We start from the raw sequence: 23,825 nt of genomic DNA, 5'->3' as shown, positions 1-23,825 counted from the left end.
ATTCATGGCAACAGCAAATAAAAATTTATCAGAATACGATAAAGGAACAATCCCAAGCGCGAAAGGTTTTCGGTTTGGGATTGTTGTTTCAGAGTGGAATACTAATATTACCTCTGCTCTATGTAACGGAGCAATAGAAGCTCTTGTTGAAAATGAAGCAGCAGAAAAAGATATTATCCGCTGGGATGTACCGGGAAGTTTTGAGCTTATATACGGCAGCAAAAGAATGATACAAACCCAGGATGTTGATGCTGTTATAGCAATAGGTAGTGTTATACAAGGAGAAACAAAACATTTTGATTTTGTTTGCGAAGGTGTTGCGCAAGGTATTAAAGACCTGAATGTACAAACTGATGTTCCTGTTATTTTTTGTGTACTTACCGATAATAACCTGCAACAAGCAATAGACAGAAGTGGCGGAGTGCACGGTAATAAAGGTACGGAAGCAGCAATAGCTGCTATAAAAATGGCTTATCTTAAAAAGCAAACAGCTTAGTTATATAAATTCTGAATTTTACAGACTTTAAACCCTTATCACTATAAAAACTGATAAGGGTTTTTGTTTTTATAGTTGATTATCAGTTCTGTAATAGTTTACACCAAATTTTCAGAAATTTATTGTACTAATATGATAAATTTCTATTTTTATAAACATTCATTTAAACATAAATAATAGATGATTAACAGGCTTACAGCTCTATTTAACCTGCATGAAGGAGAAGATGATAGAGAGAAGGTATTTGAAAGTGTAAAGAAAAATATAAGGTACAGAGGTTCTAACTTATGGATTTTAGCCTGTGCTATAATAATAGCCTCTATAGGGTTAAATGTAAACTCAACGGCAGTTATTATCGGTGCCATGTTAATATCTCCCTTAATGGGGCCAATAGTGGGGGCAGGCTTTGCATTGGGTGTTTATGATTTTGATTTATTACGAAAATCATTAATAAACCTTTTAAATTCAACAGCAGTTAGCTTAACGGTTTCTACTGTTTACTTTTTTATGAGTCCTTTTAAAGATGTACAGTCTGAACTCTTAGCGCGTACCTCACCCAATATTTACGATATACTTATAGCCTTTTTTGGTGGTATAGTAGGAGTTATTGCCGTTACCAGAACAGAGAAGGGGAATCCTATTCCCGGTGTGGCTATTGCTACAGCTTTAATGCCACCATTGTGTACAGCAGGGTACGGGCTTGCCACAGCGCAATGGACTTATTTTTTAGGAGCTTTTTATTTATACTGTATAAACTGTGTGTTTATAGGTATTTCAACTTTCCTGATAGTAAAGTATTTAAATTACCCGGCTAAAAAGCAGGTAGATGAAAAACAGCAAAAACAAGTAAAAACCATTATAACGGTGCTTATTGTAGTTATGATAGTACCCAGTAGCATTTTGGCCTATAACTTATACAGAGATCAGCAGTTTAAAAAAAATCTGGAAAACTTTATAGATAACGAGTTTACTGATAGAGGGTATACCGTAGTGTATAAAAATACTGATTATAATAAGAGCCCCAGGAAAGTAGAGCTAGCGTTTCTGTCTAAGCGTTTTGAGAAAACAGAGATGGAGCAAATAAAAAGCAGGCTTGATAAAAACAAATACCTGAAAGGGACAGACCTTATTATAAGGCAGGATAGTACTGATAGATTAAATGCTTTAAAAGGTGATATACTTAATCAAATAAAGAGCAGGGAGAATGAAGTAGACCAGAAGGACCTACGTATTGTACAGTTGGAGAAAAAACTTGCAGAAAATAGATTTGATAACACTCAATTACTTAAAGAGGCGAGAACAATATTCCCTGATGTTAATTCACTCTCAGTTTCAAAACATGATTTAGCAACTACTACAAAAGATAGTATAATACCTATTACAGCAGTGGTTTATGAGAGTGAAAAAGTGCTTAAACTGGAGGATAGTGAGAAGTTAACCAACTGGCTTAATCAACGTTTACGGTTAAAAAATGTAATATTGTTTAGGAGGGCTCCTGTTTTGCCTGACTTACCCGATAAAAAAGAGTTGAAGAAACAAAAAAGCAAGTAAACTATTTACTTGCTTTTATAAAGTTGATTTATTTAAGGCTGCTTGTTAATTAGTAACAGCAGCTTTCTTTTTTTGTTTCTTGTTGTAAAGGTTTAAAACCAAGTAACCACATATACCTGAAAGCACAGAAGCTATCAATATAGCAAACTTAGCTTCGGTTGTGTATAACTCTACATTAGGTTGTCCTTTAAACGATAGTAAAGCTATAAATATAGACATTGTAAAACCTATACCTCCCAATAGTCCCAGTCCCAGTATGTGAGTCCAGTTTGAGTTTTCCGGCAGTTTAGATATTTTTAGTTTTACTGATAACCAAGACATAAAGAATATACCAATTGGTTTTCCTAAAAAGAGACCTAAAACAATACCTAAACCTAAGTTACTGGCAAGCCCTTCTACCATTCCTCCTTCAAAAGTAATATTGGTATTAGCAATAGCGAATATCGGCATTATTAAAAAGTTAACCGGTTTGGTTAATAAATGTTCCAGTTTTTCAAGAGAAGACTCTTTGGCGTCAGGGGTTGTAGGCAGCGTAAGTGCGGTTAGTACCCCTGCTATAGTGGCGTGTATACCCGAATGGTGTACAAAATACCATATAAATAAACCGGGTATAACATAGAATAGTATATTTTTTATACCTGCGCGGTTAAATATTATTAGTAATGCAAATACTGCTCCGGCATACATTAAATAGGTGAAGTGTACCTCGGCAGTATAAAATATTGCAATAACCAGTATAGCCATTAAATCGTCAACAATGGCAAGTGCGGCAAGGAATACTTTAATACCGGAAGGGACTTTATCGCCTAATAACGATAATATTCCCAGTGCAAAAGCAATATCAGTAGCCATTGGTATACCCCAGCCATGTACCGTTTCGGGGTGGGTACCGTTAAAAAGGTTATAAATTAATGCAGGGACTAGTACCCCGCCAATAGCAGCCAGTACTGGTAATGACGCCTGACTTAAGGAGGAAAGCTCCCCTTCCACAATTTCACGTTTAATTTCCAGTCCTACTAACAGGAAGAAGATGGCCATAAGACCATCATTAATCCAAAGTAGTATGGGATAACGCAAATGGATACTGTCACTGGAATATCCTATTTCTGTTTGTAAGAATTCATTGAAACCTTCAGCAGAGCTTGTATTAGCAATTATTAGTGAAATAGCTACACAAATAAGTAGGATGATTCCCCCTGCTGATGTTGAGCTGAAAAATGATTTAAATGCCTTAAGGTTGATTAATTTTGCCATATGCGCAAAAATACAAAAACCTTACATTTTATTGGGTAATAATTTGTAGTCTAAATATTAAATTATAAAGATTTTAACATATATATTTTCCTATTAGGCGATGAAAAAATTAACTTGCGATTTTTAAAAAATTAAATCTAAAAATGGTAAAAATTCAAAAATATTCCGTAAAAGAGCCAATGTCTGGAGAAGTACAGGAAAATATAGTTAATTTTTTGTACAGAAGTTTACAGGAGTATGGAGATCCTAAAGAAGATATTAATAAAGCGATAAGTTATGCCTTAAATACCTTACACGATAACAAGGATACAAAAGGTAATGTTCTGTCAGCAGAAGTAGATGGTAAAATAGTGGGAGCTGTAGTTTTAAACAATACAGGTATGGAAGGGTATATACCTGAAAATATATTAGTTTACATCGCAACAGACCCCGATTACAGAGGAAAAGGGATAGGAAAACAATTAATGCGTGAAGCTCTGGATACTGTTGAGGGAGATGTAGCGTTACACGTAGAACCACAAAACCCTGCTAAAAAATTATATGAAAGTCTGGGATTCACTAATAAATACCTTGAAATGAGGTATAAAAAATCGCACTAATGGCTTTTATTACGCTAAATACAGATAAGTTAAAGCATAACTTTGATTATCTGAATACCTTTTTTAAAGAGCATGATATAGATTGGTCTGTAGTTACTAAAATACTTTGCGGTAATGAAAACTATCTTGCTGAGTTGCTTAAAATGGGTATAAGTCAATATTCTGATTCAAGAATAAGTAACCTTAAGGTTATAAAGAATATTGATAAAGATGCACAAACCATATATATAAAACCACCTGCAAAAGGAGTAATTAGAGATGTTATTAAATATGCGGATATTAGTATGAATACTGATTTTCGCACTATTGAAATGCTCTCTAAAGAAGCTCAGAAACAAGGAGTAACTCATAAAATTATTATTATGATTGACTTAGGAGAGCTTCGTGAAGGTGTAATGCGTGAAGACTTTATAGACTTTTATGCTCGTGTTTTTGAGATGAAAAACATTGAGATTATAGGGTTAGGAACAAACCTTTCTTGTCTTTACGGTATATTACCAAATAATGATAAACTAATACAGTTAAGTTTATATAAGCAGCTTGTAGAAGCTAAGTTCAATATAAAAATACCTTTTATATCAGGAGGTTCATCTGTAACGATTCCGCTTGTAATGCAAGGGTTAATCCCTCCGGGAATAAATCACTTCAGGGTAGGGGAAACACTTTTTATGGGTACAGATGTGTACAATAGTGCTAAGTTTGAAAATATGGAAAATGATATTTTTAAACTGTATGCTGAGATTATAGAACTTTATGAGAAGCCTGTTGTGCCTACCGGAGAGCTGGGAACTAATCTGGAAGGAGAAACCTACAGTTTTGAAGAGGAAGATTATGGAAGGACTACGATAAGAGCTATTGTTGATATTGGTTTACTTGATATTGACATGAAGCATTTAGACCCTACAGATGGCGATATTAAATATGCAGGAGCTACATCTGATATGGTAGTGCTTGATTTAGAAGAGAACCCGAAAAAATATAAAGTAGGGGATTTACTGGAGTTTACTATGGATTATATGGGTATAGTACGTATAATGAACTCTAAGTATATAGAAAAACGCATAATAAACAGTAATACTCCGTCTATTATTAAGACAGGAGCATAATAAAAAAGGGTAGTTAATTTTAACTACCCTTTTTTATTATATACCTTATTTCACAACTCTGTAAGTAGGGTCTTCAATAATATTCACATCAATAACAGCTTCCGCATTACTTAATAAACGTCTGCAATCATTGCTGAGGTGGCGCAGGTGTACTTTCTTCCCTGCTTTGCTGTACTTTTCCGTCAATCCGTTAATAGTTTCAATAGCCGACATATCCGAGATACGACTTTCTTTAAAATCGATAATGATTTCATCAGGGTCATTCTCTATATCAAACTTATCAGTAAATACCTTTGTTGATGCAAAAAACAAAGGGCCGTATATTTCATAATGTTTTATGCCTTCATCATCTATATAATGGCGCGCACGGATGCGTTTAGCGCTTTCCCAAGCAAATACCAATGCCGATATGATTACCCCTACAAAAACAGCTAATGCAAGGTTATGTCGCCATACAGTTATAACGGCAACCAGTACACCTGTAATAATATCGTGTCTTGGCATTTTATTAATAATAGTAAAACTAGCCCATTCAAAAGTACCTATAGCAACCATTATCATTACACCAACTAATGCTGCAACAGGAAGTTTGCCAATAACAGGTGCCCCGAAAAGAATTATTATTAATATGGTAATAGCTGCAATTATACCTGCCAGTCTTGCTCTTGCGCCGGCAGATAGGTTTACAAGTGTTTGTGCAATCATTGGGCAGCCACCCATACCGGTAAAGAAACCGTTAAGCAGGTTCGCACTACCTTGTGCTACACACTCTTTATTACTTTTTCCTCTTGTGCCTGTCATTTCATCTACAAGGTTTAGGGTAAGTAAACCTTCTGTAAGCCCTACAGCAGCCATAATAAGCGAGTAAGGGAATATAACTTTTAGCGTTTCAAAATTAAAAGCAATATCAGGAACGTGGAAAGGAGGGAACCCACCGCTTACTGATGCGATGTCTTCTACTGTTTTTGTTTCTATGCCTAAACCAAATACCAAAGCAAAAACTACTAGTATGGCTACTAATGAAGCCGGTACAGCTTTAGTTATTTTTGGGAATAATAATACAATAGCAATGGTTAGTGCTACAAGTCCTGTCATAGTGTATAGAGCAGTACCTGTTAACCAGGAAGATTCCCCGTTAACTATAGTTTTAAACTGCTCAAGCTGCGACATAAATATAATAACCGCTAAACCGTTAACAAACCCGTACATTACTGGGTTGGGTACTAAACGGATGAACTTACCAAGCTTAAATATACCTACTCCTATCTGTAATATACCTGCCAATGCTACAGCCGCAAATACATATTCTATACCGTGCGATTGCATTAACGCAATAAGTACTACTACAGTTGCCCCGGCACCACCCGAAACCATTCCCGGTCTTCCGCCGAATATAGCCGTAACAAGCCCCATAATAAAGGCTGCGTATAGTCCTGTTAATGGAGGGAATCCTGCCAGTATTGCAAATGATAATGATTCTGGAATCATAGTCATAGCTACAGTTAAGCCTGCCAGTATTTCGTTTTTATAATTTATTTTTTGAGAAAAGTCGAAAAGATTAATTATACGATCCATATAGTGAAATTTATCTGAAAATATAAAACTGACTTAGTTGTTATAGTTCAGATTTAGTGTTGTTTAGAATAAATGTGCCAATTTAAGCGGGCAAAAATAAAGAAATATAATTAAATAGCTGTCTGTTTATGGTAATGCTTATTTTAAATTCAATAAGCAACTTATAAGTAACATTAATTTAATATTAGATTTAGTAATCTAAATTCTTTTAATCGTAATATTGCAATATATAAATTTAATGTTATGGGGGTAACAAAGTCAGACAAATTTACACAAGAGCAAAATGAACTGTCAATAATGGTAAAAGCATTAGGGCACCCTGCCCGAATAGCTATTATAGAGCACCTGTTGAAAGTGAATTCTTGTATTTGTGGAGATATTGTAGGAGCATTGCCTTTGGCACAGCCAACTATATCCCAGCATTTAAAAGAGCTAAAAAATGCAGGATTAGTAAAAGGCGATGTTGAAGGAACATCAGTATGTTATTGTATAGATGAGAAAGGTTTTGAAAAGATAAAATCTTTTTTTGATACTGTACATAGTATACTTCAAGAGAAAAAAGATGAATGTTGTTAAATAAACCATATTATGAGACTATCTGAAATAAAAACGTATTTAAATGAAGTTGATGAAGTCAACTTTAGAATGCCTGAAGGTGATTACGTACCAAAGCATTTTCATGTAACCGAAGTTGGAGAGATAAGTAAGGATTATATAGACTGTGGCGGTACTATAAGAATAGAGAAGAAAATCAGCATTCAGTTATGGAAAGCTGATGACTACGACCATAGGTTACAGCCAAAAAAGTTTCTGGATATAATAAGACTTTCTGAAGAGGTACTTAAGGTGGGAGATTATGAAGTTGAGGTAGAATATCAGGGAGCAACAATAGGTAAATATAATTTAGGTTTTGATGGTAAAGACTTTTGGTTATTACCTACAACCACAGCTTGTCTTGCTCCTGATAAATGCGGTATTCCTCAATCTAATGAAAAGGAAAAAGTACAATTAAGTAATATTACAAAAAGTACAGAAGAGGCTTGCTGCACTCCGGGTAGTGGATGTTGTTAAAAACTAAATATAAAGTATAAATGAAAAACATTTTAGTGCTTTGCACAGGCAACAGTTGTCGTAGCCAAATAGCAGAAGGCTACTTGAAGCATTTTGCTAAAGAAAAAGCGAATGTGTATAGTGCAGGTATAGAAACTCACGGAGTTAACCCAAGAGCTATTGCCGTTATGAAGGAGGATGGTATAGATATATCTAATCATACTTCTAACAATGTAGAGGAGTATAATGATGTCGTGTTTGATTATATAATAACGGTATGTGACAATGCTAAGGAAAATTGTCCTTATTTCCCTTCTCAGGCAAAGCGTTTTCATTATAATTTTGAGGATCCTGCAAAGGCTACGGGTAATGAAGAGGAAATTATCAATGAATTCAGGGGAGTAAGAGATGAAATTAAAGAATATTCTGATAATTTCGTAAAAATGCATATTCTGTAGTAAGTATAGCTAAATAGTATTATTTTAGCGGAAAATACTTACAATGAAGTCAGTTTTGCTGCGTACTACACCCCGTAAAAGTATTATACTTATCCGCATGATGGTAGGTGTAATATTTGCTTCGGAGGGTATACAGAAACTGCTTTTTCCGCAACTTATGGGAGTAGGAAGGTTTCAGGAAATGGGTTTACCTTTACCTGAATATACCGGCAGTTTTGCAGGAGTGACAGAGATATTATGTGGCTTATTGATTTTGTTAGGATTTTTAACCCGATTAGCAACAATACCTTTACTTGTAATTACACTTTCAGCTTTCGGAGCAATACATGCTGAAATATACATACAGGAAGGCTTCTGGAGTTTTCTTCATCATATAAGGGTAGACTGGGCCTTAATTTTTGCTAATCTTTTTCTTCTTATAGAAGGGAGCGGAAAATGGTCTTTAGACTACCGGTTCGCCTCCAAACTAAATTAAAACCTTTCAATTATTTAATAAACAGGCATCCACCTGAAGTTTTTTTAAATAATTAAAATAAACTTTTTATGCAACTTACTAACTGTAACCCTATGACCAACCGTAAGCGGTTAAGCTTCTTAGATCGTTACCTTACCCTTTGGATATTTTTAGCAATGGCACTGGGGGTAGCAATTGGTTACTTTTCTACAGGAGTAACAAACTTTATCCAGTCGTTTTCAAGCGGTACAACCAATATACCTATAGCGGTAGGACTTATAATAATGATGTACCCCCCCTTGGCAAAAGTAAAGTATGAAAAAATGGGTGAAGTATTTAAAAATACTAAACTTTTGGGTACATCGCTACTGTTAAACTGGGTTATAGGACCTGTATTAATGTTTGTTTTAGCTATAACATTTCTACGTGATTTACCCGAGTACATGTCAGGACTTATTTTAATAGGCATTGCACGCTGTATAGCTATGGTTATAGTGTGGAATGAACTCGCACAAGGTAACCGTGAATATGCAGCAGGCCTAGTAGCACTAAACAGTATATTTCAGGTATTACTGTATAGTGTTTATGCTTACGTGTTTATTACAATATTACCACCACTTTTTGGAATAGAAGCGCTTGATGTAAACATAACTATGGGAGCAATAGCCGAAAGTGTATTAATTTACTTAGGTATCCCTTTTGCTGCGGGAGTTATATCTCGGTATGCTTTAATCAAACTGAAAGGTGAGAACTGGTACACTAAAAAATACATTCCGTTTATATCACCTTTTACATTAATAGCACTTCTTTTCACTATTGTACTGATGTTTAGCCTGAAAGGAGAACTTATTGTAAAAATACCTTTTGATGTTTTACGGATAGCAATTCCTTTGGCAATATACTTTGTAATAATGTTTGTTATTAGCTTTATAATGGGTAAAAAAGTTGGGGCAGATTATTCAAAAGCCACAGCCATTTCATTTACGGCAGCAGGAAATAATTTTGAACTTGCTATTGCAGTAGCTATAGGAGTTTTTGGAATTAACAGCGGACAGGCATTTGCAGGGGTTATAGGACCACTGGTAGAAGTACCTGCATTAATAGCACTGGTAAATCTGTCTTTTTGGTTTAAACGTAAATACTTTAACAACAACACAAAAAAGTAAAATGCTGGAGTGTAGTAAGTAAATAGTTTTTACTTATGAATGATGAATATGCTCGGTTTGTTATGCAAGTCGGGCTTATTCTTTTTCCACTGTGCTACAGTTTTGGTTTTAATAAACTCAGTAGGTAAAGTAATATCAGCAGCAATACATAATTGCGTAGCCGGCTGTAAAGTGCTTAAAATATCATCCAATAGCTTATTGTTACGGTATGGTGTTTCTATAAAAAGCTGTGACTGATTTTTATCGGAAGATAAACGTTCAAAATTTTTTAAAGCACTTTTCTTTTGGTTTTTGTCAATAGGTAAATAACCGTTAAAGGCAAAACTTTGCCCATTCATACCCGAAGCCATTAATGCTAACAAAATAGAAGAAGGTCCTGTTATAGGGACTACTTGTATACCTTTTTCATGCGCTATTTTTACTATGGCAGCGCCTGGGTCAGCAACACCCGGGCAACCCGCTTCAGACATTAGCCCCATATTTTTACCATCTAAACAAGGTTGTAAAAACTCATAATGTTCAGTAGGGTCAGTATGTTTATTTAGTATCGAAAAATGTAAATCAGGCTGTTTCTTTTCAGGATTAATAGCTTTAATAAAACGGCGTGCTGTTTTTTCGTTTTCAGCAATATAATAATCTATAAAACCAATGGCGCGGGCAACTGTTTCGGGTAATACATCCGTAGGGTCAGCATCCGGTCCAAGCGGTACAGGCAGTAAGTATAATTTACCTGTCATAGTTTATTAGGTTTCTTTTATAAGTTTATCAGCTATTATAGTGCAGGTTTCGTCCAGCATATCATATACATTTTCAAAACCGTCGTTACCACCAAAATAAGGATCCGGAACTTCAATGCCACCATCAGCGTGTAAAAAGTCCATAATCATTGTAACCTTATTTTTAGCAGCTTTATTTGGTGCTAATTTTATTACATTTTCGTAATTAGAACTATCCATTACAAAAATATAATCAAAATCTTCAAAGTCAGAAGTTTTTATCTGTCTTGCTCTTTGAGTGCTTATATCTAAACCTCTGTTTTTAGCAGTTTTCATAGAGCGCTTGTCAGGCTGTTCACCAGCATGCCAGTTTCCTGTCCCTGCAGAGTCTACAATAAATTTATCAGATGGCAATTTAGATTGTAATATACCTTCTGCCAATGGAGAACGACATATATTACCTAAACATACCATTAAAATTTTTACAGGCATTATACAGATAGTTTTTTATTTATATCATCAACAAATTTACGGAATTGCTTGTCGGTAGATACTAAATTGTCAACTGTTTTACAAGCATGTAATACTGTAGCGTGGTCACGGTCTCCTATTTTAGAGCCAATATTTGCCAGTGATGATTTTGTATATTTTTTAGCGAAGAACATAGCCAGTTGTCTTGCCTGTACTACATGACGTTTTCTGGTTTTAGATTGTAATGTGTCAATATCCAGCTGGAAATAATCGGAAACTACTTTTTGAATATAGTCTATAGATATTTCGCGCTTTACATTCTTTACAAACTTTTCTACAACCTGCTTGGCAAGTTCCAATGTAACCTCACGGTGATTGAAAGATGATTGTGCAATAAGCGATATTATGGCACCTTCCAGCTCACGAACGTTACTTTTTATATTCTTTGCTACATATTCTATAATTTCTTCAGGCATTTCTACACCATCACGATACAGAATATTATTTAATATAGATATTCTTGTTTCGTAATCCGGTTGATGTAACTCCGCCGAAAGTCCCCATTTAAAGCGAGACAACAGGCGTTGCTCTATATCCTGCATATCAACAGGAGCTTTATCTGAAGTAAGTATTACCTGTTTGCCGTTTTGGTGCAGGTGATTGAATATGTGGAAAAACACATCTTGTGTTCCTGTTTTACCCGAAAGGAATTGTACGTCATCAATTATCAACACATCTATAAGTTGATAGAAGTGGATAAAATCATTACGTGTATTTCGTTTAACAGAATCTATATATTGCTGCGTGAATATTTCAGCAGAAATATACAATACTGTTTTATCAGGGTATTTATCTTTTATTTCAACACCAATAGCATGTGCCAAGTGTGTTTTACCCAAACCAACACCACCAAATATTAATAATGGGTTGAATGATGTTCCCCCTGGTTTGTTAGCTACAGCCATACCTGCCGAGCGTGCTAACCTATTAGAATCACCTTCAAAAAAATTGTCAAAGCTGTAATTAGCATTTAACTGCGATTCTATTTTAAGGTTGCGTATACCAGGTATTACAAAAGGGTTTTTAAGTTCAGGATTTTTATTCTGCAATGGGAAATCTACCTCCTGTGGTTTTACAGGGGCACGGTGTGCGCTGGGTAATTGCTCCGTAAAAGGGCTTTTATTACCGTAAGAGTTTTCCATTTTAATCTTATACAGTAACTTTGCCCCGTTACCCAGTTCTTTTGTTAGTGCTACTTTTAAAAGCTTTACATAGTGTTCCTCAAGCCATTCGTAAAAAAATTTGCTGGGCACCTGTATGTAAAGTGCATTTTCAGTTAACTCAACCGCACGTATTGGTTCAAACCATGTTTTGTATGCCTGATCCTGAATGTTATCTTTTATGAACATTAGACAGTTATCCCATACCTGTTGTGCAGTTTTTGTCATAAATCCTGAATATTAGCTTTTAATTATAATAGATGTCTTACAAAAATGAACGAAAGATGGTCGCTCTTATTTGGGAGAACAAATATGTGAACAAATTTTTTCAAAAAAAAACTGAAGGCGTATTGATTTTTTTAAAAAAAAACCGTAAGCCTTATTTAAGAAAAATTAAGATAAAATTAACGTTATAAAAATATGAAAAATAATCAAATTAAAGTACGTGTACGATATGCCGAAACTGACCAAATGGGGGTAGTTTATCATGGTAATTATGCTCAATACTTTGAAATGGGAAGGGTGGAATGGCTTAGAAATCTGGGTCTTAGCTATAAGTTTATGGAAGAAAACGGTATAATGCTGCCTGTGGTTAATTTAACGTTAAACTATAAAAAACCTGCACGTTATGATGATTTATTAACAGTAACAACAATATTTAAAAAGCAGGAATCTGTCAAGATAGAATTTGACTACGAAATACATAACGAAACAGGGGAGTTATTAACAACAGGTAACTCTATGCTGGTGTTTGTTGATATGAAAACAGGGCGCCCTGTTTTCCCTCCGGATTATGTTTTGGAAAAAATAAAAGAGTAAAAATTATTTAATTTTTACTTCGTATAAATTAGCAAATGCCTCCTGTACTTCGGGGGCATTGTTTTTACGGGTGCTAACTACAACTTCGCAATCCATTTCCATTTTTTGTGAAACTATATCCAGATTCTTTTCTTTAATTACCCGCATCACTTTATTCATTATGGGGTAATCAAATTTTAAGGTATAATGAACATCAATTGTTTTTTCTATAATCTCTGATGCTTCCAATGCCATTTGTGCAGAAGTACGGTAAGCTGATATAAGGCCACCTACACCGAGTTTTACTCCGCCAAAGTAACGAACTACCACTATTAGTACATTAGTCACTTCAAATGACTGTATTTGCCCATATATGGGCATGCCTGCCGAGTTGTTGGGTTCACCATCGTCGTTAGCTCGGTAATATATTTGGTCGGTACCCAGCTGAAAAGCGTAGCACCAATGGCGTGCCGAGTGGTGTTTTTTCTTAACCTCTTCTAATATGTCTTTAACCTCGTCTTCGTTATTGATAGGGAAAGCATAACCAAAAAATTTACTGTTCTTTTCTTTGTATAATGTTTCTTCCGAAGGCGATGCAAGGGTTTTATAAATATCGTTTTCCAAAATAATATATTCTGTGGGCAAAGATATTTATTGCAAATGGAAAAGCAAATGGTTGTACTTGCTCGCTTTTACTCTATTATTTCGTACCCGATAGGTTTAAACGAATAGTTATTACTCATTTCTGCCGAGCATGCAGTTAAACCTACTATTAAATCCATTTCTGCTTCAATCATAATATAGTCCTCTGCTTTACTGGTAGGTGGTAATACATCTACTCTTCCTGTTTCTCCATTAACTGTAACATGCATAAAAACATTAAAAGTAGTTGGTATATCGTCGGGCGTTATACCATATTCTTTAAAAGCATTGCATAAATTACCGAAACATCCTTGGTGCGGATTTTTATGTCCGTATATTATCCTGAAAGTATCAGAACTACAAGGGGTTAATAAAAAATCATGTCTTCCTACCGTATCTTCAACAATATTGAACATAACATTACTGCGATTGGAGTAAAAGGGATGTCCTTTGGTTAAAAAAATGGTTTCAGCATAATCTATAGTTCTTCCAGATGATAAGTATTCTTTTTTATCATTTAAATTATAACACATCAGGTCCGCTACTTGTTCGCCTTCTATATCTGTAATTTTAAGTTTTTGTCCTTTTTTAAGTATAAATGATGTTCCGCTACGCGGATTGATTATGTTCATGGTGTGTTTGGTTATGGTTACTATGAAAAGGGCACTTCCAGCTTTCACTGTATTGCCTCCCTGTATATTGATAAACTTCTGAAGACTCTCCAAAGTCTTCAAGCATTGGGTTTATATCTCCCGAATAGGCAATATCTTTTTTACGTACAATATTTTTCATTTTTACATATTGCTTATTTTCTCTTAATTGTTCAAACTGTGCGTGAGGGTTAAATACTATTGCCGGATATTTAAATTGCCTTGCTTTTCTGCTGCTTTTAGGGTGTAAACCTATTACAAAAAATGCTTCATTACCTAAACTGAAGCTAAAGTTTTCGGAATCTGGCTCCGAATCTACTCTGTAGTCATATTCAAATTTTTCAGCATCTAAATCTGCAAGTGCCTGTAAGCGTTTCCAGAATAACTGGTCGTACATTATTTCATTCTCAATTTCTGTATAAGGAAATATAACTGCTATGCTATGAAAAAGTTTTTCAGATTGCCTGTAGTCTTTAATAAAATTATAAATCGCTTCTAAAATACTTCTGTCATCTTTAGGGCAAGCCATGTGCTCTGCAACTATTACCTTTAGTTGTTTTTTTGTAAATGCTGCTTTAGCGGCTACACAAGGAAAAGTTTTGCTTTCTATGAAAGAAGTAAACTGGTTTATTATTTCTTTTTCCTTCATGTTGTTTTTTTATTCTAATTTCCTGTATATATAACGTAAACCAAAACATTTTATAGTAACTTTAGGCTTTGTAAGAATAAGTTTTATAATGAAAAGTGAAGAAAAATTTGTATATTCATACCAATAAAAATTACATATAGAATTTTAATTTCAGGCTTATGAAAATTATAGTTAAAGGTGCTTTATTAGTAGTTTTATCTTTAGGAATGGTTAACTGCAAAAAAACACAAGACCCTCCAAAAGAAAAATATTGTGGTATTGAAATGACCGGTTTTGAGGTTATGGATAGTAAAACAATAGCTAAAAAAGGTTATAATCATACATCTGACGACAAAGAACTGGCAGGTGATATGATGGCTGCTATAGACAGTATGTCCGGAAAAGCATATGATGTTAATTTCTCTTTTTTTATGCGAGACAATGAGAAAATAGGCTTGTACGTTTTAGGTCCTAATGATCAAAAGGAGATAGAAAAAATAAGCTGTTTATTATTAAAAGAAGATTTTGACGGCAGACTACCGGAAGAAAGAGAGCTACTTTTTTATACTAATGACCATAATACGCTTTTAGCAGCTGTAAAAAGTAAGAGTGAAGAAGTTGGGGAAGAATAGCTAAGCTTCTTCCCGACTAATAATTTTCTTGTCAAATAACTCCACTACATCTTCTCTGCCTTTTTGCAGATTCCATACCTGAAACCCTAGGCTTTCAGCAGTATTGGTGTTTATTTTATTATCGTCTACCACCAAAGTATATTTAGCCTGTATGTTATGATTTTTCAGAATGTGGTTAAAGGATTCTTCTTCAGGTTTACGAAGTCCTATTTCGTGAGAAAAATAAACCTTTTCAAAACACTGGTAAAAGTCGCTGTAAAAACTTGTACCGCAATCTGTTTCAAATTTTTCAACGTGTATAGGGTCAGTGTTACTTAATAAGAAAAGCTTATAGTCCTGTGATAGCTTTTGTAAAAACTCAAGACGGTATAAAGGAAAGCTGAGAATATCAGTATTCCAAGCCTCTTTAATTTCTTCGATTGTAGCACCATTAGTATAAGGCTGCAATTTTTCTAAAAACTCATCGGCAGATAGTTTGCCAAGCTCCAGTTTTTCTTCCAGCTTGTCATGCTCAATAGTCCATTCTTTTAAACCCAGTTGCGCTAAAGCAGCCATTCTGGATTCTTTATCTTTATCCAAAAAAACATTTCCAAAATCAAATATTATTGTCTTTACCATAACGCCTACAAATTAAAAGTTCATCATTTAGTAACGAGAATTTGCTTTCAGGTATTTGAACTAAACGAGGTGCCGGTGTACCTTTTTTAAAGATATTTTCACCTTTAAAAATCCTTGCTTCATCCCACAGCTCAGCATCAATAAAAGTTTGCAATGTTTGTCTGCCACCTTCTATAATTACCGACTGTAAGTTATGCTTATACAGCACATCTGTAATTTTTTTAGCCAAATTTTCCTGAAAAGAAATAACCTCATATTCAAGATTATCTAAATTATGGAAATCAGATTGCTCTGTCAAGATAATTGATTTTGTTTTAAGATTTTTAACAGCATATTCACTATCAATCCTATTTTGTCTGTCAAGAACAATTCGTGTCGGGTTCGTGCCTGTCCAGCTTCTAACATCAAGTTGCGGGTCGTCATCAATAACAGTTTGTGTACCTACTAAAATAGCCATTTCCTCACTGCGCCATTTGTGTACTAATTGGCGTGAATATTTATTAGTAATCCACACCGGGCGTTTTTCAGTATTAGGTGCGGGTTCAGGGCTTAAAAAACCATCTACGCTTTCTGCCCATTTTAAAATAATGTAAGGGCGTTTTTTTTCATGAAAGGTAAAAAAGCGTTTGTTGAGTTCCCTGCATTCTTTTTCTAAAACGCCTGTTATAACTTCTTTACCCGCTTCTTGCAGTTTTTTAATACCGCGACCTGCTACTTTTTCATGAGGGTCGGTAGTGCCGATAACAATTTTAGGAATGCGTTGCTGTATAATTAAGTCGCAGCAGGGAGGTGTTTTCCCATAATGGCTGCAAGGCTCAAGGCTTACATAAAGTGTTGCCTTGTCAATCAAGTGTTTATCCTCTTCTTTTACTGAATTTACACAATTTACTTCGCCATGCGGACCGCCGTAAGGAGAGGTGTGCCCTTCGCCAATAATACGGTTGTTGTACACCAATACTGCCCCAACTGAAGGGTTTGGCATTGCTTCCCGTAGTCCTTTTGCTGCCAGTTCCAGACAGCGTTGCATGTATATTTCGTGATTCATATTGTGCAGTAGTAAAACAGTAAAATTACAAAGATTTAGGTTTTAAAGCACTACTAACAGTAGGAAAGAGTAAATAGTAGTAAGTTTGCAGAACTTAAAACTATAGAATGAAGTTAAAGGCATACAGAGATTTTTTTACAGATAAATTAGCACCTCTATATGATAGGGAGGAAGCCAATCAGTTTTTTGTAATTGCTTTGCAACACCTGAAAGGTTGGAGTCGTACCGATATTGCTTTAAACCCTGATGCTGAACTTACAAAAAATGAGTTTGAGCAATGGAATGCTGTTTTGGCAGATTTAGAGCAGCAAAAACCCATTCAGTACATTTTTGGTAAAGCCTATTTTTATGGTTTAGAGTTTACCGTTACAGAAAACACACTTATACCAAGACCTGAAACAGAAGAACTGGTAGAATGGATTATTGAGGAAAATGCCGATAAAGGAAAAATTAAACTACTGGATATTGGTACAGGTAGCGGGTGTATAGCAATTGCTTTAGCACACAATTTAAAAAATGCAGAAGTTCATGCTATAGATGTTTCGGCAGGTGCTATAAAAGTTGCAAAACAAAATGCTATTGATAATGGTGTTAATGTAACTTTTATTGAAATGGATATACTGCCAACCCCATCACTTAGTGAGGAGTACGATGTTATAGTTTCCAACCCCCCGTATGTTCGTAACTTGGAGAAACAGGAAATAAAAAAAAATGTTTTGGATTATGAGCCTCACACAGCGTTGTTTGTAGACGATAATAATCCGCTTTTGTTTTATGACAAAATAGCTGCTTTGGCAAAAGAAAGCCTAAAACCTGATGGTAAATTATACTTTGAAATAAATCAGTACTTGGGTAGTGAAACAGTTACAATGCTTGAAGAACAAGACTATAAAAATATCATTCTTAAAAAGGATTTATCAGGTAATGACAGAATGATTAAAGCTGAGCTGTAATATCTAAATTATTAGATAACTACTCGTAACGTAATGAATCAACAGGGTTAAGTGCTGCTGCTTTTACAGCAGGATATAATCCTGAAAATAACGTAACTATTAATATAGTACCCAAAGCTGCGGAAATTGCCTGCCAAGGCATAGGGAAACTAACATCCATAAGTGATGAAACGAGTACCCCACCAACTAATATACCCAGTAAAATACCTACAGCACCGCCTATAAGGCTAATTACTAAAGTTTCAGTAAAAAACTGCATGGCTATAGTTACTTTTTTAGCACCAAGTGATTTTCGTACACCTATTTCGCGAGTTCGTTCGGTTACTGATACTAACATGATATTCATTAATGCAATAGAAGAGCCGAACACTGTAATAATACCAATAACCCAGGCAGCTATATTTAGTGTTTCGGTTTGCGACATTAAGTTTTGCAGTAGTTCATCACTACGTTGTATACCGAAGTTATTTTTCTCTCTCGGGTTTAAGCCACGCACGCGCCTCATGGTTATAATGGCTTCATCAACTGCGGCATCAAGTAAATCTCTGTCATTTACTTTTACTTTTATTTCGTAGTTAATATAGGGTGCACTGTATAATGAACGAGCTAACTGTATAGGTATACCCACACGCATATCCTGACGGTTATTAAAAGTGGAACCTCGTTCTTTAAGTACCCCTATTACTTTAAATTTAGCTCCCCGAATGGAGATTGTTTTGTTTATAGCACTTTCATCAGGGAAAAGTCCTTTTTTAAGGTCAGAACCCAGTATACAAACATAATTGTTGTTGGATATATCAAACGTATTAAAGTTACGTCCTTCAGTCAGTTCAAGTCCTGAATTTGGTATATAAAACTCATCTGCTCCCAGTATACTAACTTCTGGATCCGTCTTTTCACTGCCACGTTTTACTTCTACGCCACTGGCAGCATTAAATGATAGTGATACTTCTCCTGTAGGGAAGTTATATTTTTCCTGAAAATCTTTTGCTTGCGGATACGATATAATAGCATTTACTCTTGCATCCTGCCTGTTCCTGCCTAATTGTTCCGAAAAGTCATAACGGCTTATAGAGAAAGTGTTGGTACCTATCATGGCAAAGTTACCTGTAATAGTACTTTCCAGTACTGCTACTGCGGCAAGTATACCTACTAAGGCAAAAATACCGATACCTATAATAATTACCGTAAGTATAGTACGTAATAATTGACTCTTAATTGAGGAAAGTGCTATTCGGGTGTTTTCTCGGAACAGGTTAAACATTCAATACTGTTTTTAAAGCCACTAAAATACAGAATTTGTTTCAGGTATTATTTTAAAATTAAGCCGAATTACAGAATAGCGGTTATATGCTTTACTTTTTGCTGTACCAATGCTTATATTTGCGTAAATAAAAATTAAGATTTAAGAATATGGCACAAAAACCGGGAATTCCAAAAGGTACAAGAGATTTCTCACCAGAAGAGATGGCTAAACGTCAATATATAATAACGACAATAAAGTATCATTTTGAAACTTTTGGTTTTCATCCCATAGAAACTCCTTCATTTGAGAATTACAATACATTAATGGGGAAATATGGGGAAGAAGGCGACAGGCTTATTTTTAAAATATTAAACTCAGGCGATTATCTTGCAAAGGCAGATGAGTTTTTCCTGCAACAAAAAGATAGTAATAAACTAACTCCGCAAATATCAGAAAAGGCATTACGTTATGACCTTACTGTGCCTTTTGCACGTTATGTAGTACAGCACCAAAATGATATTGAGTTTCCTTTCAGGAGATACCAAATACAACCTGTTTGGCGTGCAGACCGCCCACAGAAAGGACGCTTTAGAGAGTTTTACCAGTGCGATGCGGATATAGTGGGCAGTAAGTCGCTATGGCAGGAAGTTGAGTTGGTACAGCTTTATGACGGTGTTTTCTCATCACTGGGTATTAACGGAGTAAACATAAAAATTAATAACCGTAAAGTACTATCGGGTATTGCTGAGGTTATTGGTGAAAAAGATAAGCTAATTGATTTTACTGTAGCACTGGATAAGCTGGATAAAATAGGCGAAGATGGTGTAAAGAAAGAAATGCAGGAAAAAGGCATTAGCGAAGCCGCTTTAGTAAAACTACAGCCACTATTCAATTTTACCGGTACTATTGATGAAAAGCTGGAAAAACTGACTGAATTATTGGCTGCATCAGAAGAAGGTATGAAAGGGGTAGAGGAGCTACGCTTTATATGCGATAATGTAAAAACATTAGGGCTTGATAAATCAGTATTGGATTTAGATGTAACACTTGCCAGAGGACTTAACTATTACACCGGTGCAATATTTGAAGTGACCGCACCGGAAGAAGTAAAAATGGGCTCTATTGGTGGAGGTGGTCGTTATGATGACCTTACCGGAATATTCGGGTTAAGAGATATGAGTGGTGTAGGTATTTCGTTTGGTTTAGACAGAATTTACCTAGTATTGGAAGAACTTTCATTGTTCCCTGAAACCGTAACCGAAGGCACTAAAGTATTGTTTATAAACTTTGGCGATAAAGAGGCTTTATACAGCATGAGAGCGGTTAAAAAATTCCGTGAGCTGGGTATAAAAGCTGAACTATATCCTGATGCAGCTAAAATGAAAAAACAGTTTCAGCATGCAGACAGGAGAAACATACCGTATACAGTAGTTACAGGAGAACAGGAAATGGCAGAAGGTAAATATACTTTAAAGAACATGGCTTCGGGAGAGCAGGAAAGCGTAAGTTTAGAGGAACTTATTGAACGCTTAAAGTAAAACAAAAAATAACTTATAATAAGAAAGCCCGCTTTATTTAAATAAAGCGGGCTTTCTTTTTTTGAAAATTTTGTGCAAAGTAATTATTGTACCATATTCATTGTGTTTATTTTGTTTTTAGAAACACTACCGGTGTTATCCTGTAGTATTTCAATTCCCAAAATTTCGAACGGTCGTTCTATCTTGTTCCCATTAAAATCCAGATAGTCCATTACCAGTTCGTCAAAACTGTCAGGGTGCAGGCTAATTGCCACACTGTCTGTCAATTCATTCTCTAGAATAAAGTTGCGCATTGCATCATAAGTAATTTTTTCCATAAGATTTATAAGTTTAGTTCTTATAAAAGTATAGAGATGGTTACTAAAAACGCAATGAAAAGTGTTAAAATATCTGGGTTTAACAGAAAAAAAGAAATTTGTTAGAAAAAAATAAAATTATTCTGATTAAAAAGTGAATTTTTAATATTTTCATTATTCTGATTCCATGAAGCTTATAATACCATTACCATTATCTCCTGATTTTACGGTACTATTAGTAGCCAGTCCCCAGTCAATTTGTGGATATTTATTTTTAAACTCTGTTATATCTCTGCTAAATTTATCCCATATATAAATTCGGGGTTCTCCCGGGGTAGCATTTTCTTTATAGGTAAACTCTCCTATATATGTTATTTGCCCTGCTTTAACGTTAAAAGGTATAGCAAACTTTTTACTGGAACTTACGGTACCGGTATAACCAATATGATCCAGATAGTTATATTGGTTAAAAGCATAACTGCCGGGAGCGGTTTCTATAACAAATAAATAGGTTTTATTGTCATTGAAATCACCATTATAGGCAGATTCATTTTTTACACGTGTTATTATTTCAACTTTACCATCATTTTTTCTTATGAACTTTTTGTCGCCTTTTACAGGTTCATAGAAAAAACGGTAAATATCATTTATTGGTCTTTCTCCTTCAAAAGTAATTGTGCCAGCCACTAAGCCTTTTTCAGAATCAGAATTAAACTTTTCAGGAACCTGAGTAGAAGCTGCGGGTCTGCACCCTGTTACTATAATTGCACCAATAAGTAATATATAAAGTGATTTCATAAAGCATTATTTTTATATAAATGTACAAAAACTATACCCGTAAGGTTTAACGTAATCTTACAAGTAATTAACAATGCTATATAATTTGTTGATTTTATATATGAGTACCTTTATAATCAGGTAAAATATTAATAATTAAAAATTTAGCTATGATTAAGAAAGATCACACCGAAGGGAAAGTAGCAAAGGCTATAGAAAAGCAAACTTCTAAACTACCATCAGACGTATTTTTATGGTCTGCATTGGGTTCTATGGCAGTATCTGCTACATTAAAAGCAGTAGGAAAAGAAAAGTCAGCTCTTTTTGTAGGACAATGGGCTGCTCCGTTTTTGCTTTTAGGGGTTTATAATAAATTAGTAAAAGTAGAAGGTCACGACCAAAAAGAAAATGTAGAGGTAAACCGTGATTAAAAAAATTAACCTCTTTTAATAATAAGAGATTGTATTGAATTTGCGTTTATGCCCTTTTATGGAAAATAAAAGGGCATTTTTTATAAGTAAAAAATAATATTAATATCTTTCCTAAAACTTATAAACTTTACTGAAGATGATACAAAAATTACTTACTATGGTTTTTATACTATTTGCTACTTTATTAAACGCCCAAAACACTGATGAAATTATGGCAGAAGCAAGACTGCTATATAATTCAGAAAAAGCGTCATGGAACGGAACAGATATACTCATAGAGCATTACCCTGACAGGATGGAACGTACTGGAGGCTATTTTTCCTATACTTCTGATGAGGGCAGGCATATTTGTGTGTTTTATGATAAGCAAGAAGAACCTAAAATACATACCTCATTTAGTTTTGATGATAGTTTTTTAGCAGAAACAGTAAAAGTAGATACTATAACAAGAGTAATGACTTCTTTAGAAAAGGATTTATATGAAATTAGAGTTGAAGCCATTAAGCTTACTTTTAGTAATGACCCTATGTTTAAGCATTATGAGGATATGAACTATAACTATATACCCTTAATAGAAGGGAAAGATAAAAAAGTATATATATTAACAGGACCTACACAACCGGGAGTAATAGTGTTTGGTAATGATTACTTAATAACATTTGATAAAAAGAATAAGGTTAAGAAAAAGAAATCATTACACAATAATATAATAGTAATGGATTATGGAAACAGAGAAGAAAAGATAATAACAGGCATGCACAGTCACTTAAAAAGCACAGGAGAACTAATAACTGTTACGGATGTTTGTACTTTAATGCTGTATTGCCCTTATACAGGCTGGGAAAATTATTATGTAATGTCAGAAAAATATGTTTCTATTTGGAAATGCGAGACAAATGAGTTGGTTGTAATGAAAAGGAAAGCCTGGGATAAAATAATGGAATATCAGGCAGAGAAAGATGAAGACAAATAAGACAAATAAGATTTAGTTTAATTATCTTTTTTTTGGGATACACTACTGCTAAATCCCTGTAAAGGTTCTTTGTTAAGTATTCGCTTAATGTCTTCCAGTGTGGCACATGGCATATTTACCATTCCGTATTCAGTAAGAACATTCAGGTTTATATATTCAATACCTGTTAAGTCCTCTTTCAGGTAGTCAGCAATATCTTCAACGGAGTAAAACCACTCTTTATCGTACTGAACTTTTCGTATTATACTTTCTTTGCGAAGTACTTTTTCGTTTAGTTTTTTCATTCTTATCTATCTGTAGCAAATATACACCGGCAAAGAATAACTATTTATTACTAAGCAAATAATTAGCAACTTAAATATTTTAGCGCATATAAGTTTTTTTGACTTAATTATAACATATTTTCTTTTTCAAAGGTTTACTTTTAATAATACCATACAACCTTTCTAAACGTATCGTCGTCTAATCACTATAACCAATAC

Annotated in this window: 29 protein-coding genes; 15 read left to right on the top strand and 14 right to left on the bottom strand. The window is 34.6% G+C overall.

The features are described 5' to 3' along the window. Positions 1 to 4: 4 nt before the first annotated feature. Positions 5 to 496, top strand: coding sequence for a 6,7-dimethyl-8-ribityllumazine synthase (gene ribH / locus IEW45_RS06915; protein WP_188620506.1), 492 nt, complete (start codon positions 5 to 7; stop codon positions 494 to 496). 180 nt (positions 497 to 676) lie between these two features. After that, entirely contained in the window at positions 677 to 2,047 is a 1,371-nt protein-coding gene (locus IEW45_RS06910; protein WP_188620505.1) for a TIGR00341 family protein, read from the top strand. A gap of 45 nt (positions 2,048 to 2,092) precedes the next feature. Here the strand turns inward: IEW45_RS06910 and nhaA are convergent, their stop codons facing one another. Beyond that, positions 2,093 to 3,301: a Na+/H+ antiporter NhaA gene (gene nhaA / locus IEW45_RS06905; protein WP_188620504.1), complete on the bottom strand. Its 1,209-nt coding sequence runs from the start codon at positions 3,299 to 3,301 to the stop codon at positions 2,093 to 2,095. Between the two features lie 143 nt (positions 3,302 to 3,444). Here nhaA and IEW45_RS06900 point away from each other — a divergent pair, with 143 nt between their 5' ends. Then, complete coding sequence (locus IEW45_RS06900; protein ID WP_188620503.1) at positions 3,445 to 3,900, top strand: GNAT family N-acetyltransferase; 456 nt, start codon at positions 3,445 to 3,447, stop codon at positions 3,898 to 3,900. After that, a complete protein-coding gene (locus IEW45_RS06895; protein WP_188620502.1) occupies positions 3,900 to 5,006 on the top strand; it encodes an alanine racemase in 1,107 nt (368 codons plus the stop codon). Before IEW45_RS06900 ends, IEW45_RS06895 begins: the two co-directional genes overlap by 1 nt. 45 nt (positions 5,007 to 5,051) lie before the next feature. Here the strand turns inward: IEW45_RS06895 and IEW45_RS06890 are convergent, their stop codons facing one another. After that, positions 5,052 to 6,581, bottom strand: a complete 1,530-nt coding sequence (locus tag IEW45_RS06890) for a SulP family inorganic anion transporter (RefSeq protein WP_188620501.1) — start codon at positions 6,579 to 6,581, stop codon at positions 5,052 to 5,054. Positions 6,582 to 6,824: 243 nt separating this feature from the next. Between IEW45_RS06890 and IEW45_RS06885 the strand changes: the two genes are divergently transcribed. The 5 genes from IEW45_RS06885 to arsB all read left to right on the top strand — a co-directional run bounded on the left by IEW45_RS06885 (position 6,825) and on the right by arsB (position 9,709). Next, positions 6,825 to 7,157: an ArsR/SmtB family transcription factor gene (locus IEW45_RS06885; protein ID WP_188620500.1), complete on the top strand. Its 333-nt coding sequence runs from the start codon at positions 6,825 to 6,827 to the stop codon at positions 7,155 to 7,157. 12 nt (positions 7,158 to 7,169) lie between these two features. Further along, on the top strand, positions 7,170 to 7,652 hold the full coding sequence (locus IEW45_RS06880; protein WP_188620499.1) for a DUF6428 family protein: 483 nt from the start codon (positions 7,170 to 7,172) through the stop codon (positions 7,650 to 7,652). A 20-nt stretch (positions 7,653 to 7,672) separates the two neighbouring features. Then, a complete protein-coding gene (locus IEW45_RS06875) occupies positions 7,673 to 8,089 on the top strand; it encodes an arsenate reductase ArsC (protein ID WP_188620498.1) in 417 nt (138 codons plus the stop codon). Between the two features lie 43 nt (positions 8,090 to 8,132). Next, positions 8,133 to 8,564, top strand: coding sequence for a DoxX family protein (locus IEW45_RS06870; protein WP_188620497.1), 432 nt, complete (start codon positions 8,133 to 8,135; stop codon positions 8,562 to 8,564). Between the two features lie 68 nt (positions 8,565 to 8,632). Next, positions 8,633 to 9,709: an ACR3 family arsenite efflux transporter gene (gene arsB, locus IEW45_RS06865; protein ID WP_188620496.1), complete on the top strand. Its 1,077-nt coding sequence runs from the start codon at positions 8,633 to 8,635 to the stop codon at positions 9,707 to 9,709. 29 nt (positions 9,710 to 9,738) lie between these two features. Here the strand turns inward: arsB and IEW45_RS06860 are convergent, their stop codons facing one another. The 3 genes from IEW45_RS06860 to dnaA are packed head-to-tail and all read right to left on the bottom strand — an operon-like array spanning position 9,739 to position 12,344. Then, a complete protein-coding gene (locus IEW45_RS06860; protein ID WP_188620495.1) occupies positions 9,739 to 10,446 on the bottom strand; it encodes an SAM-dependent methyltransferase in 708 nt (235 codons plus the stop codon). 6 nt (positions 10,447 to 10,452) lie between these two features. Then, on the bottom strand, positions 10,453 to 10,917 hold the full coding sequence (locus tag IEW45_RS06855; RefSeq protein WP_188620494.1) for a low molecular weight protein-tyrosine-phosphatase: 465 nt from the start codon (positions 10,915 to 10,917) through the stop codon (positions 10,453 to 10,455). Continuing rightward, on the bottom strand, positions 10,917 to 12,344 hold the full coding sequence (gene dnaA, locus IEW45_RS06850) for a chromosomal replication initiator protein DnaA (RefSeq protein WP_188620493.1): 1,428 nt from the start codon (positions 12,342 to 12,344) through the stop codon (positions 10,917 to 10,919). The genes IEW45_RS06855 and dnaA overlap by 1 nt, the downstream gene beginning before the upstream one ends. A 192-nt stretch (positions 12,345 to 12,536) precedes the next feature. Between dnaA and IEW45_RS06845 the strand changes: the two genes are divergently transcribed. Continuing rightward, a complete protein-coding gene (locus IEW45_RS06845) occupies positions 12,537 to 12,935 on the top strand; it encodes an acyl-CoA thioesterase (RefSeq protein WP_188620492.1) in 399 nt (132 codons plus the stop codon). A gap of 3 nt (positions 12,936 to 12,938) precedes the next feature. Here IEW45_RS06845 and IEW45_RS06840 read toward each other — a convergent pair whose 3' ends face one another. From IEW45_RS06840 to gntA, 3 genes are all read right to left on the bottom strand, one after another. Beyond that, positions 12,939 to 13,541: an IMPACT family protein gene (locus IEW45_RS06840; RefSeq protein WP_188620764.1), complete on the bottom strand. Its 603-nt coding sequence runs from the start codon at positions 13,539 to 13,541 to the stop codon at positions 12,939 to 12,941. Positions 13,542 to 13,606: 65 nt separating this feature from the next. Beyond that, positions 13,607 to 14,188 (bottom strand): DUF1989 domain-containing protein, encoded by a 582-nt coding sequence (locus IEW45_RS06835; RefSeq protein WP_188620491.1) that lies wholly within the window; start codon positions 14,186 to 14,188, stop codon positions 13,607 to 13,609. Beyond that, on the bottom strand, positions 14,166 to 14,855 hold the full coding sequence (gene gntA / locus IEW45_RS06830; protein WP_188620490.1) for a guanitoxin biosynthesis heme-dependent pre-guanitoxin N-hydroxylase GntA: 690 nt from the start codon (positions 14,853 to 14,855) through the stop codon (positions 14,166 to 14,168). Before gntA ends, IEW45_RS06835 begins: the two co-directional genes overlap by 23 nt. Before the next feature lie 158 nt (positions 14,856 to 15,013). Between gntA and IEW45_RS06825 the strand changes: the two genes are divergently transcribed. Then, positions 15,014 to 15,466: a hypothetical protein gene (locus IEW45_RS06825; protein WP_188620489.1), complete on the top strand. Its 453-nt coding sequence runs from the start codon at positions 15,014 to 15,016 to the stop codon at positions 15,464 to 15,466. Here the strand turns inward: IEW45_RS06825 and IEW45_RS06820 are convergent, their stop codons facing one another. Continuing rightward, the gene (locus IEW45_RS06820) at positions 15,467 to 16,084 is read right to left on the bottom strand and encodes an HAD family hydrolase (RefSeq protein ID WP_188620488.1); all 618 of its coding nucleotides are present in this window, start codon (positions 16,082 to 16,084) and stop codon (positions 15,467 to 15,469) included. It abuts the gene before it with no gap. Next, a complete protein-coding gene (gene ribD, locus IEW45_RS06815; protein ID WP_188620487.1) occupies positions 16,062 to 17,129 on the bottom strand; it encodes a bifunctional diaminohydroxyphosphoribosylaminopyrimidine deaminase/5-amino-6-(5-phosphoribosylamino)uracil reductase RibD in 1,068 nt (355 codons plus the stop codon). The genes IEW45_RS06820 and ribD overlap by 23 nt, the downstream gene beginning before the upstream one ends. Positions 17,130 to 17,236: 107 nt before the next feature. On the opposite strand from ribD, the gene prmC reads away from it, so the two are divergent. Continuing rightward, on the top strand, positions 17,237 to 18,082 hold the full coding sequence (gene prmC, locus IEW45_RS06810; RefSeq protein ID WP_188620486.1) for a peptide chain release factor N(5)-glutamine methyltransferase: 846 nt from the start codon (positions 17,237 to 17,239) through the stop codon (positions 18,080 to 18,082). A gap of 19 nt (positions 18,083 to 18,101) precedes the next feature. On the opposite strand, the gene IEW45_RS06805 is transcribed toward prmC, so the two are convergent. Then, positions 18,102 to 19,346: an ABC transporter permease gene (locus IEW45_RS06805; RefSeq protein WP_188620485.1), complete on the bottom strand. Its 1,245-nt coding sequence runs from the start codon at positions 19,344 to 19,346 to the stop codon at positions 18,102 to 18,104. A 149-nt stretch (positions 19,347 to 19,495) separates the two neighbouring features. On the opposite strand from IEW45_RS06805, the gene hisS reads away from it, so the two are divergent. Further along, entirely contained in the window at positions 19,496 to 20,866 is a 1,371-nt protein-coding gene (gene hisS / locus IEW45_RS06800; RefSeq protein ID WP_188620484.1) for a histidine--tRNA ligase, read from the top strand. 83 nt (positions 20,867 to 20,949) lie between these two features. On the opposite strand, the gene IEW45_RS06795 is transcribed toward hisS, so the two are convergent. Both IEW45_RS06795 and IEW45_RS06790 read right to left on the bottom strand, forming a co-directional pair. Next, entirely contained in the window at positions 20,950 to 21,183 is a 234-nt protein-coding gene (locus IEW45_RS06795) for a hypothetical protein (RefSeq protein ID WP_188620483.1), read from the bottom strand. 153 nt (positions 21,184 to 21,336) lie between these two features. Next, the gene (locus IEW45_RS06790) at positions 21,337 to 21,960 is read right to left on the bottom strand and encodes a hypothetical protein (RefSeq protein ID WP_188620482.1); all 624 of its coding nucleotides are present in this window, start codon (positions 21,958 to 21,960) and stop codon (positions 21,337 to 21,339) included. 149 nt (positions 21,961 to 22,109) lie between these two features. On the opposite strand from IEW45_RS06790, the gene IEW45_RS06785 reads away from it, so the two are divergent. Together IEW45_RS06785 and IEW45_RS06780 are read left to right on the top strand one after the other, a co-directional pair. Then, positions 22,110 to 22,370 (top strand): hypothetical protein, encoded by a 261-nt coding sequence (locus IEW45_RS06785; RefSeq protein WP_188620481.1) that lies wholly within the window; start codon positions 22,110 to 22,112, stop codon positions 22,368 to 22,370. A gap of 136 nt (positions 22,371 to 22,506) precedes the next feature. After that, a complete protein-coding gene (locus tag IEW45_RS06780) occupies positions 22,507 to 23,343 on the top strand; it encodes a hypothetical protein (RefSeq protein WP_188620480.1) in 837 nt (278 codons plus the stop codon). Positions 23,344 to 23,360: 17 nt separating this feature from the next. Here IEW45_RS06780 and IEW45_RS06775 read toward each other — a convergent pair whose 3' ends face one another. After that, positions 23,361 to 23,627 (bottom strand): hypothetical protein, encoded by a 267-nt coding sequence (locus IEW45_RS06775; protein WP_188620479.1) that lies wholly within the window; start codon positions 23,625 to 23,627, stop codon positions 23,361 to 23,363. Positions 23,628 to 23,825 lie beyond the last annotated feature (198 nt).

It is taken from the genome of Flavobacterium suaedae (assembly GCF_014642915.1).
Lineage (GTDB): Bacteria > Bacteroidota > Bacteroidia > Flavobacteriales > Flavobacteriaceae > Flavobacterium > Flavobacterium suaedae.
The sequence above is the reverse complement of the archived record's forward strand: the minus strand, read 5'-3'. Positions and strand labels throughout refer to the sequence as shown.

Excerpts from the sequence above, each read along its gene's own strand:
- ribH (WP_188620506.1), top strand. The coding sequence starts at position 5 with ATGGCAACAGCAAATAAAAATTTATCAGAATACGATAAAGGAACAATC.
- IEW45_RS06910 (WP_188620505.1), top strand. The coding sequence starts at position 677 with ATGATTAACAGGCTTACAGCTCTATTTAACCTGCATGAAGGAGAAGAT.
- nhaA (WP_188620504.1), bottom strand. The coding sequence starts at position 3,301 with ATGGCAAAATTAATCAACCTTAAGGCATTTAAATCATTTTTCAGCTCA.
- IEW45_RS06900 (WP_188620503.1), top strand. The coding sequence starts at position 3,445 with ATGGTAAAAATTCAAAAATATTCCGTAAAAGAGCCAATGTCTGGAGAA.
- IEW45_RS06895 (WP_188620502.1), top strand. The coding sequence starts at position 3,900 with ATGGCTTTTATTACGCTAAATACAGATAAGTTAAAGCATAACTTTGAT.
- IEW45_RS06890 (WP_188620501.1), bottom strand. The coding sequence starts at position 6,581 with ATGGATCGTATAATTAATCTTTTCGACTTTTCTCAAAAAATAAATTAT.
- IEW45_RS06885 (WP_188620500.1), top strand. The coding sequence starts at position 6,825 with ATGGGGGTAACAAAGTCAGACAAATTTACACAAGAGCAAAATGAACTG.
- IEW45_RS06880 (WP_188620499.1), top strand. The coding sequence starts at position 7,170 with ATGAGACTATCTGAAATAAAAACGTATTTAAATGAAGTTGATGAAGTC.
- IEW45_RS06875 (WP_188620498.1), top strand. The coding sequence starts at position 7,673 with ATGAAAAACATTTTAGTGCTTTGCACAGGCAACAGTTGTCGTAGCCAA.
- IEW45_RS06870 (WP_188620497.1), top strand. The coding sequence starts at position 8,133 with ATGAAGTCAGTTTTGCTGCGTACTACACCCCGTAAAAGTATTATACTT.
- arsB (WP_188620496.1), top strand. The coding sequence starts at position 8,633 with ATGCAACTTACTAACTGTAACCCTATGACCAACCGTAAGCGGTTAAGC.
- IEW45_RS06860 (WP_188620495.1), bottom strand. The coding sequence starts at position 10,446 with ATGACAGGTAAATTATACTTACTGCCTGTACCGCTTGGACCGGATGCT.
- IEW45_RS06855 (WP_188620494.1), bottom strand. The coding sequence starts at position 10,917 with ATGCCTGTAAAAATTTTAATGGTATGTTTAGGTAATATATGTCGTTCT.
- dnaA (WP_188620493.1), bottom strand. The coding sequence starts at position 12,344 with ATGACAAAAACTGCACAACAGGTATGGGATAACTGTCTAATGTTCATA.
- IEW45_RS06845 (WP_188620492.1), top strand. The coding sequence starts at position 12,537 with ATGAAAAATAATCAAATTAAAGTACGTGTACGATATGCCGAAACTGAC.
- IEW45_RS06835 (WP_188620491.1), bottom strand. The coding sequence starts at position 14,188 with ATGAACATAATCAATCCGCGTAGCGGAACATCATTTATACTTAAAAAA.
- gntA (WP_188620490.1), bottom strand. The coding sequence starts at position 14,855 with ATGAAGGAAAAAGAAATAATAAACCAGTTTACTTCTTTCATAGAAAGC.
- IEW45_RS06825 (WP_188620489.1), top strand. The coding sequence starts at position 15,014 with ATGAAAATTATAGTTAAAGGTGCTTTATTAGTAGTTTTATCTTTAGGA.
- IEW45_RS06820 (WP_188620488.1), bottom strand. The coding sequence starts at position 16,084 with ATGGTAAAGACAATAATATTTGATTTTGGAAATGTTTTTTTGGATAAA.
- ribD (WP_188620487.1), bottom strand. The coding sequence starts at position 17,129 with ATGAATCACGAAATATACATGCAACGCTGTCTGGAACTGGCAGCAAAA.
- prmC (WP_188620486.1), top strand. The coding sequence starts at position 17,237 with ATGAAGTTAAAGGCATACAGAGATTTTTTTACAGATAAATTAGCACCT.
- IEW45_RS06805 (WP_188620485.1), bottom strand. The coding sequence starts at position 19,346 with ATGTTTAACCTGTTCCGAGAAAACACCCGAATAGCACTTTCCTCAATT.
- hisS (WP_188620484.1), top strand. The coding sequence starts at position 19,496 with ATGGCACAAAAACCGGGAATTCCAAAAGGTACAAGAGATTTCTCACCA.
- IEW45_RS06795 (WP_188620483.1), bottom strand. The coding sequence starts at position 21,183 with ATGGAAAAAATTACTTATGATGCAATGCGCAACTTTATTCTAGAGAAT.
- IEW45_RS06790 (WP_188620482.1), bottom strand. The coding sequence starts at position 21,960 with ATGAAATCACTTTATATATTACTTATTGGTGCAATTATAGTAACAGGG.
- IEW45_RS06785 (WP_188620481.1), top strand. The coding sequence starts at position 22,110 with ATGATTAAGAAAGATCACACCGAAGGGAAAGTAGCAAAGGCTATAGAA.
- IEW45_RS06780 (WP_188620480.1), top strand. The coding sequence starts at position 22,507 with ATGATACAAAAATTACTTACTATGGTTTTTATACTATTTGCTACTTTA.
- IEW45_RS06775 (WP_188620479.1), bottom strand. The coding sequence starts at position 23,627 with ATGAAAAAACTAAACGAAAAAGTACTTCGCAAAGAAAGTATAATACGA.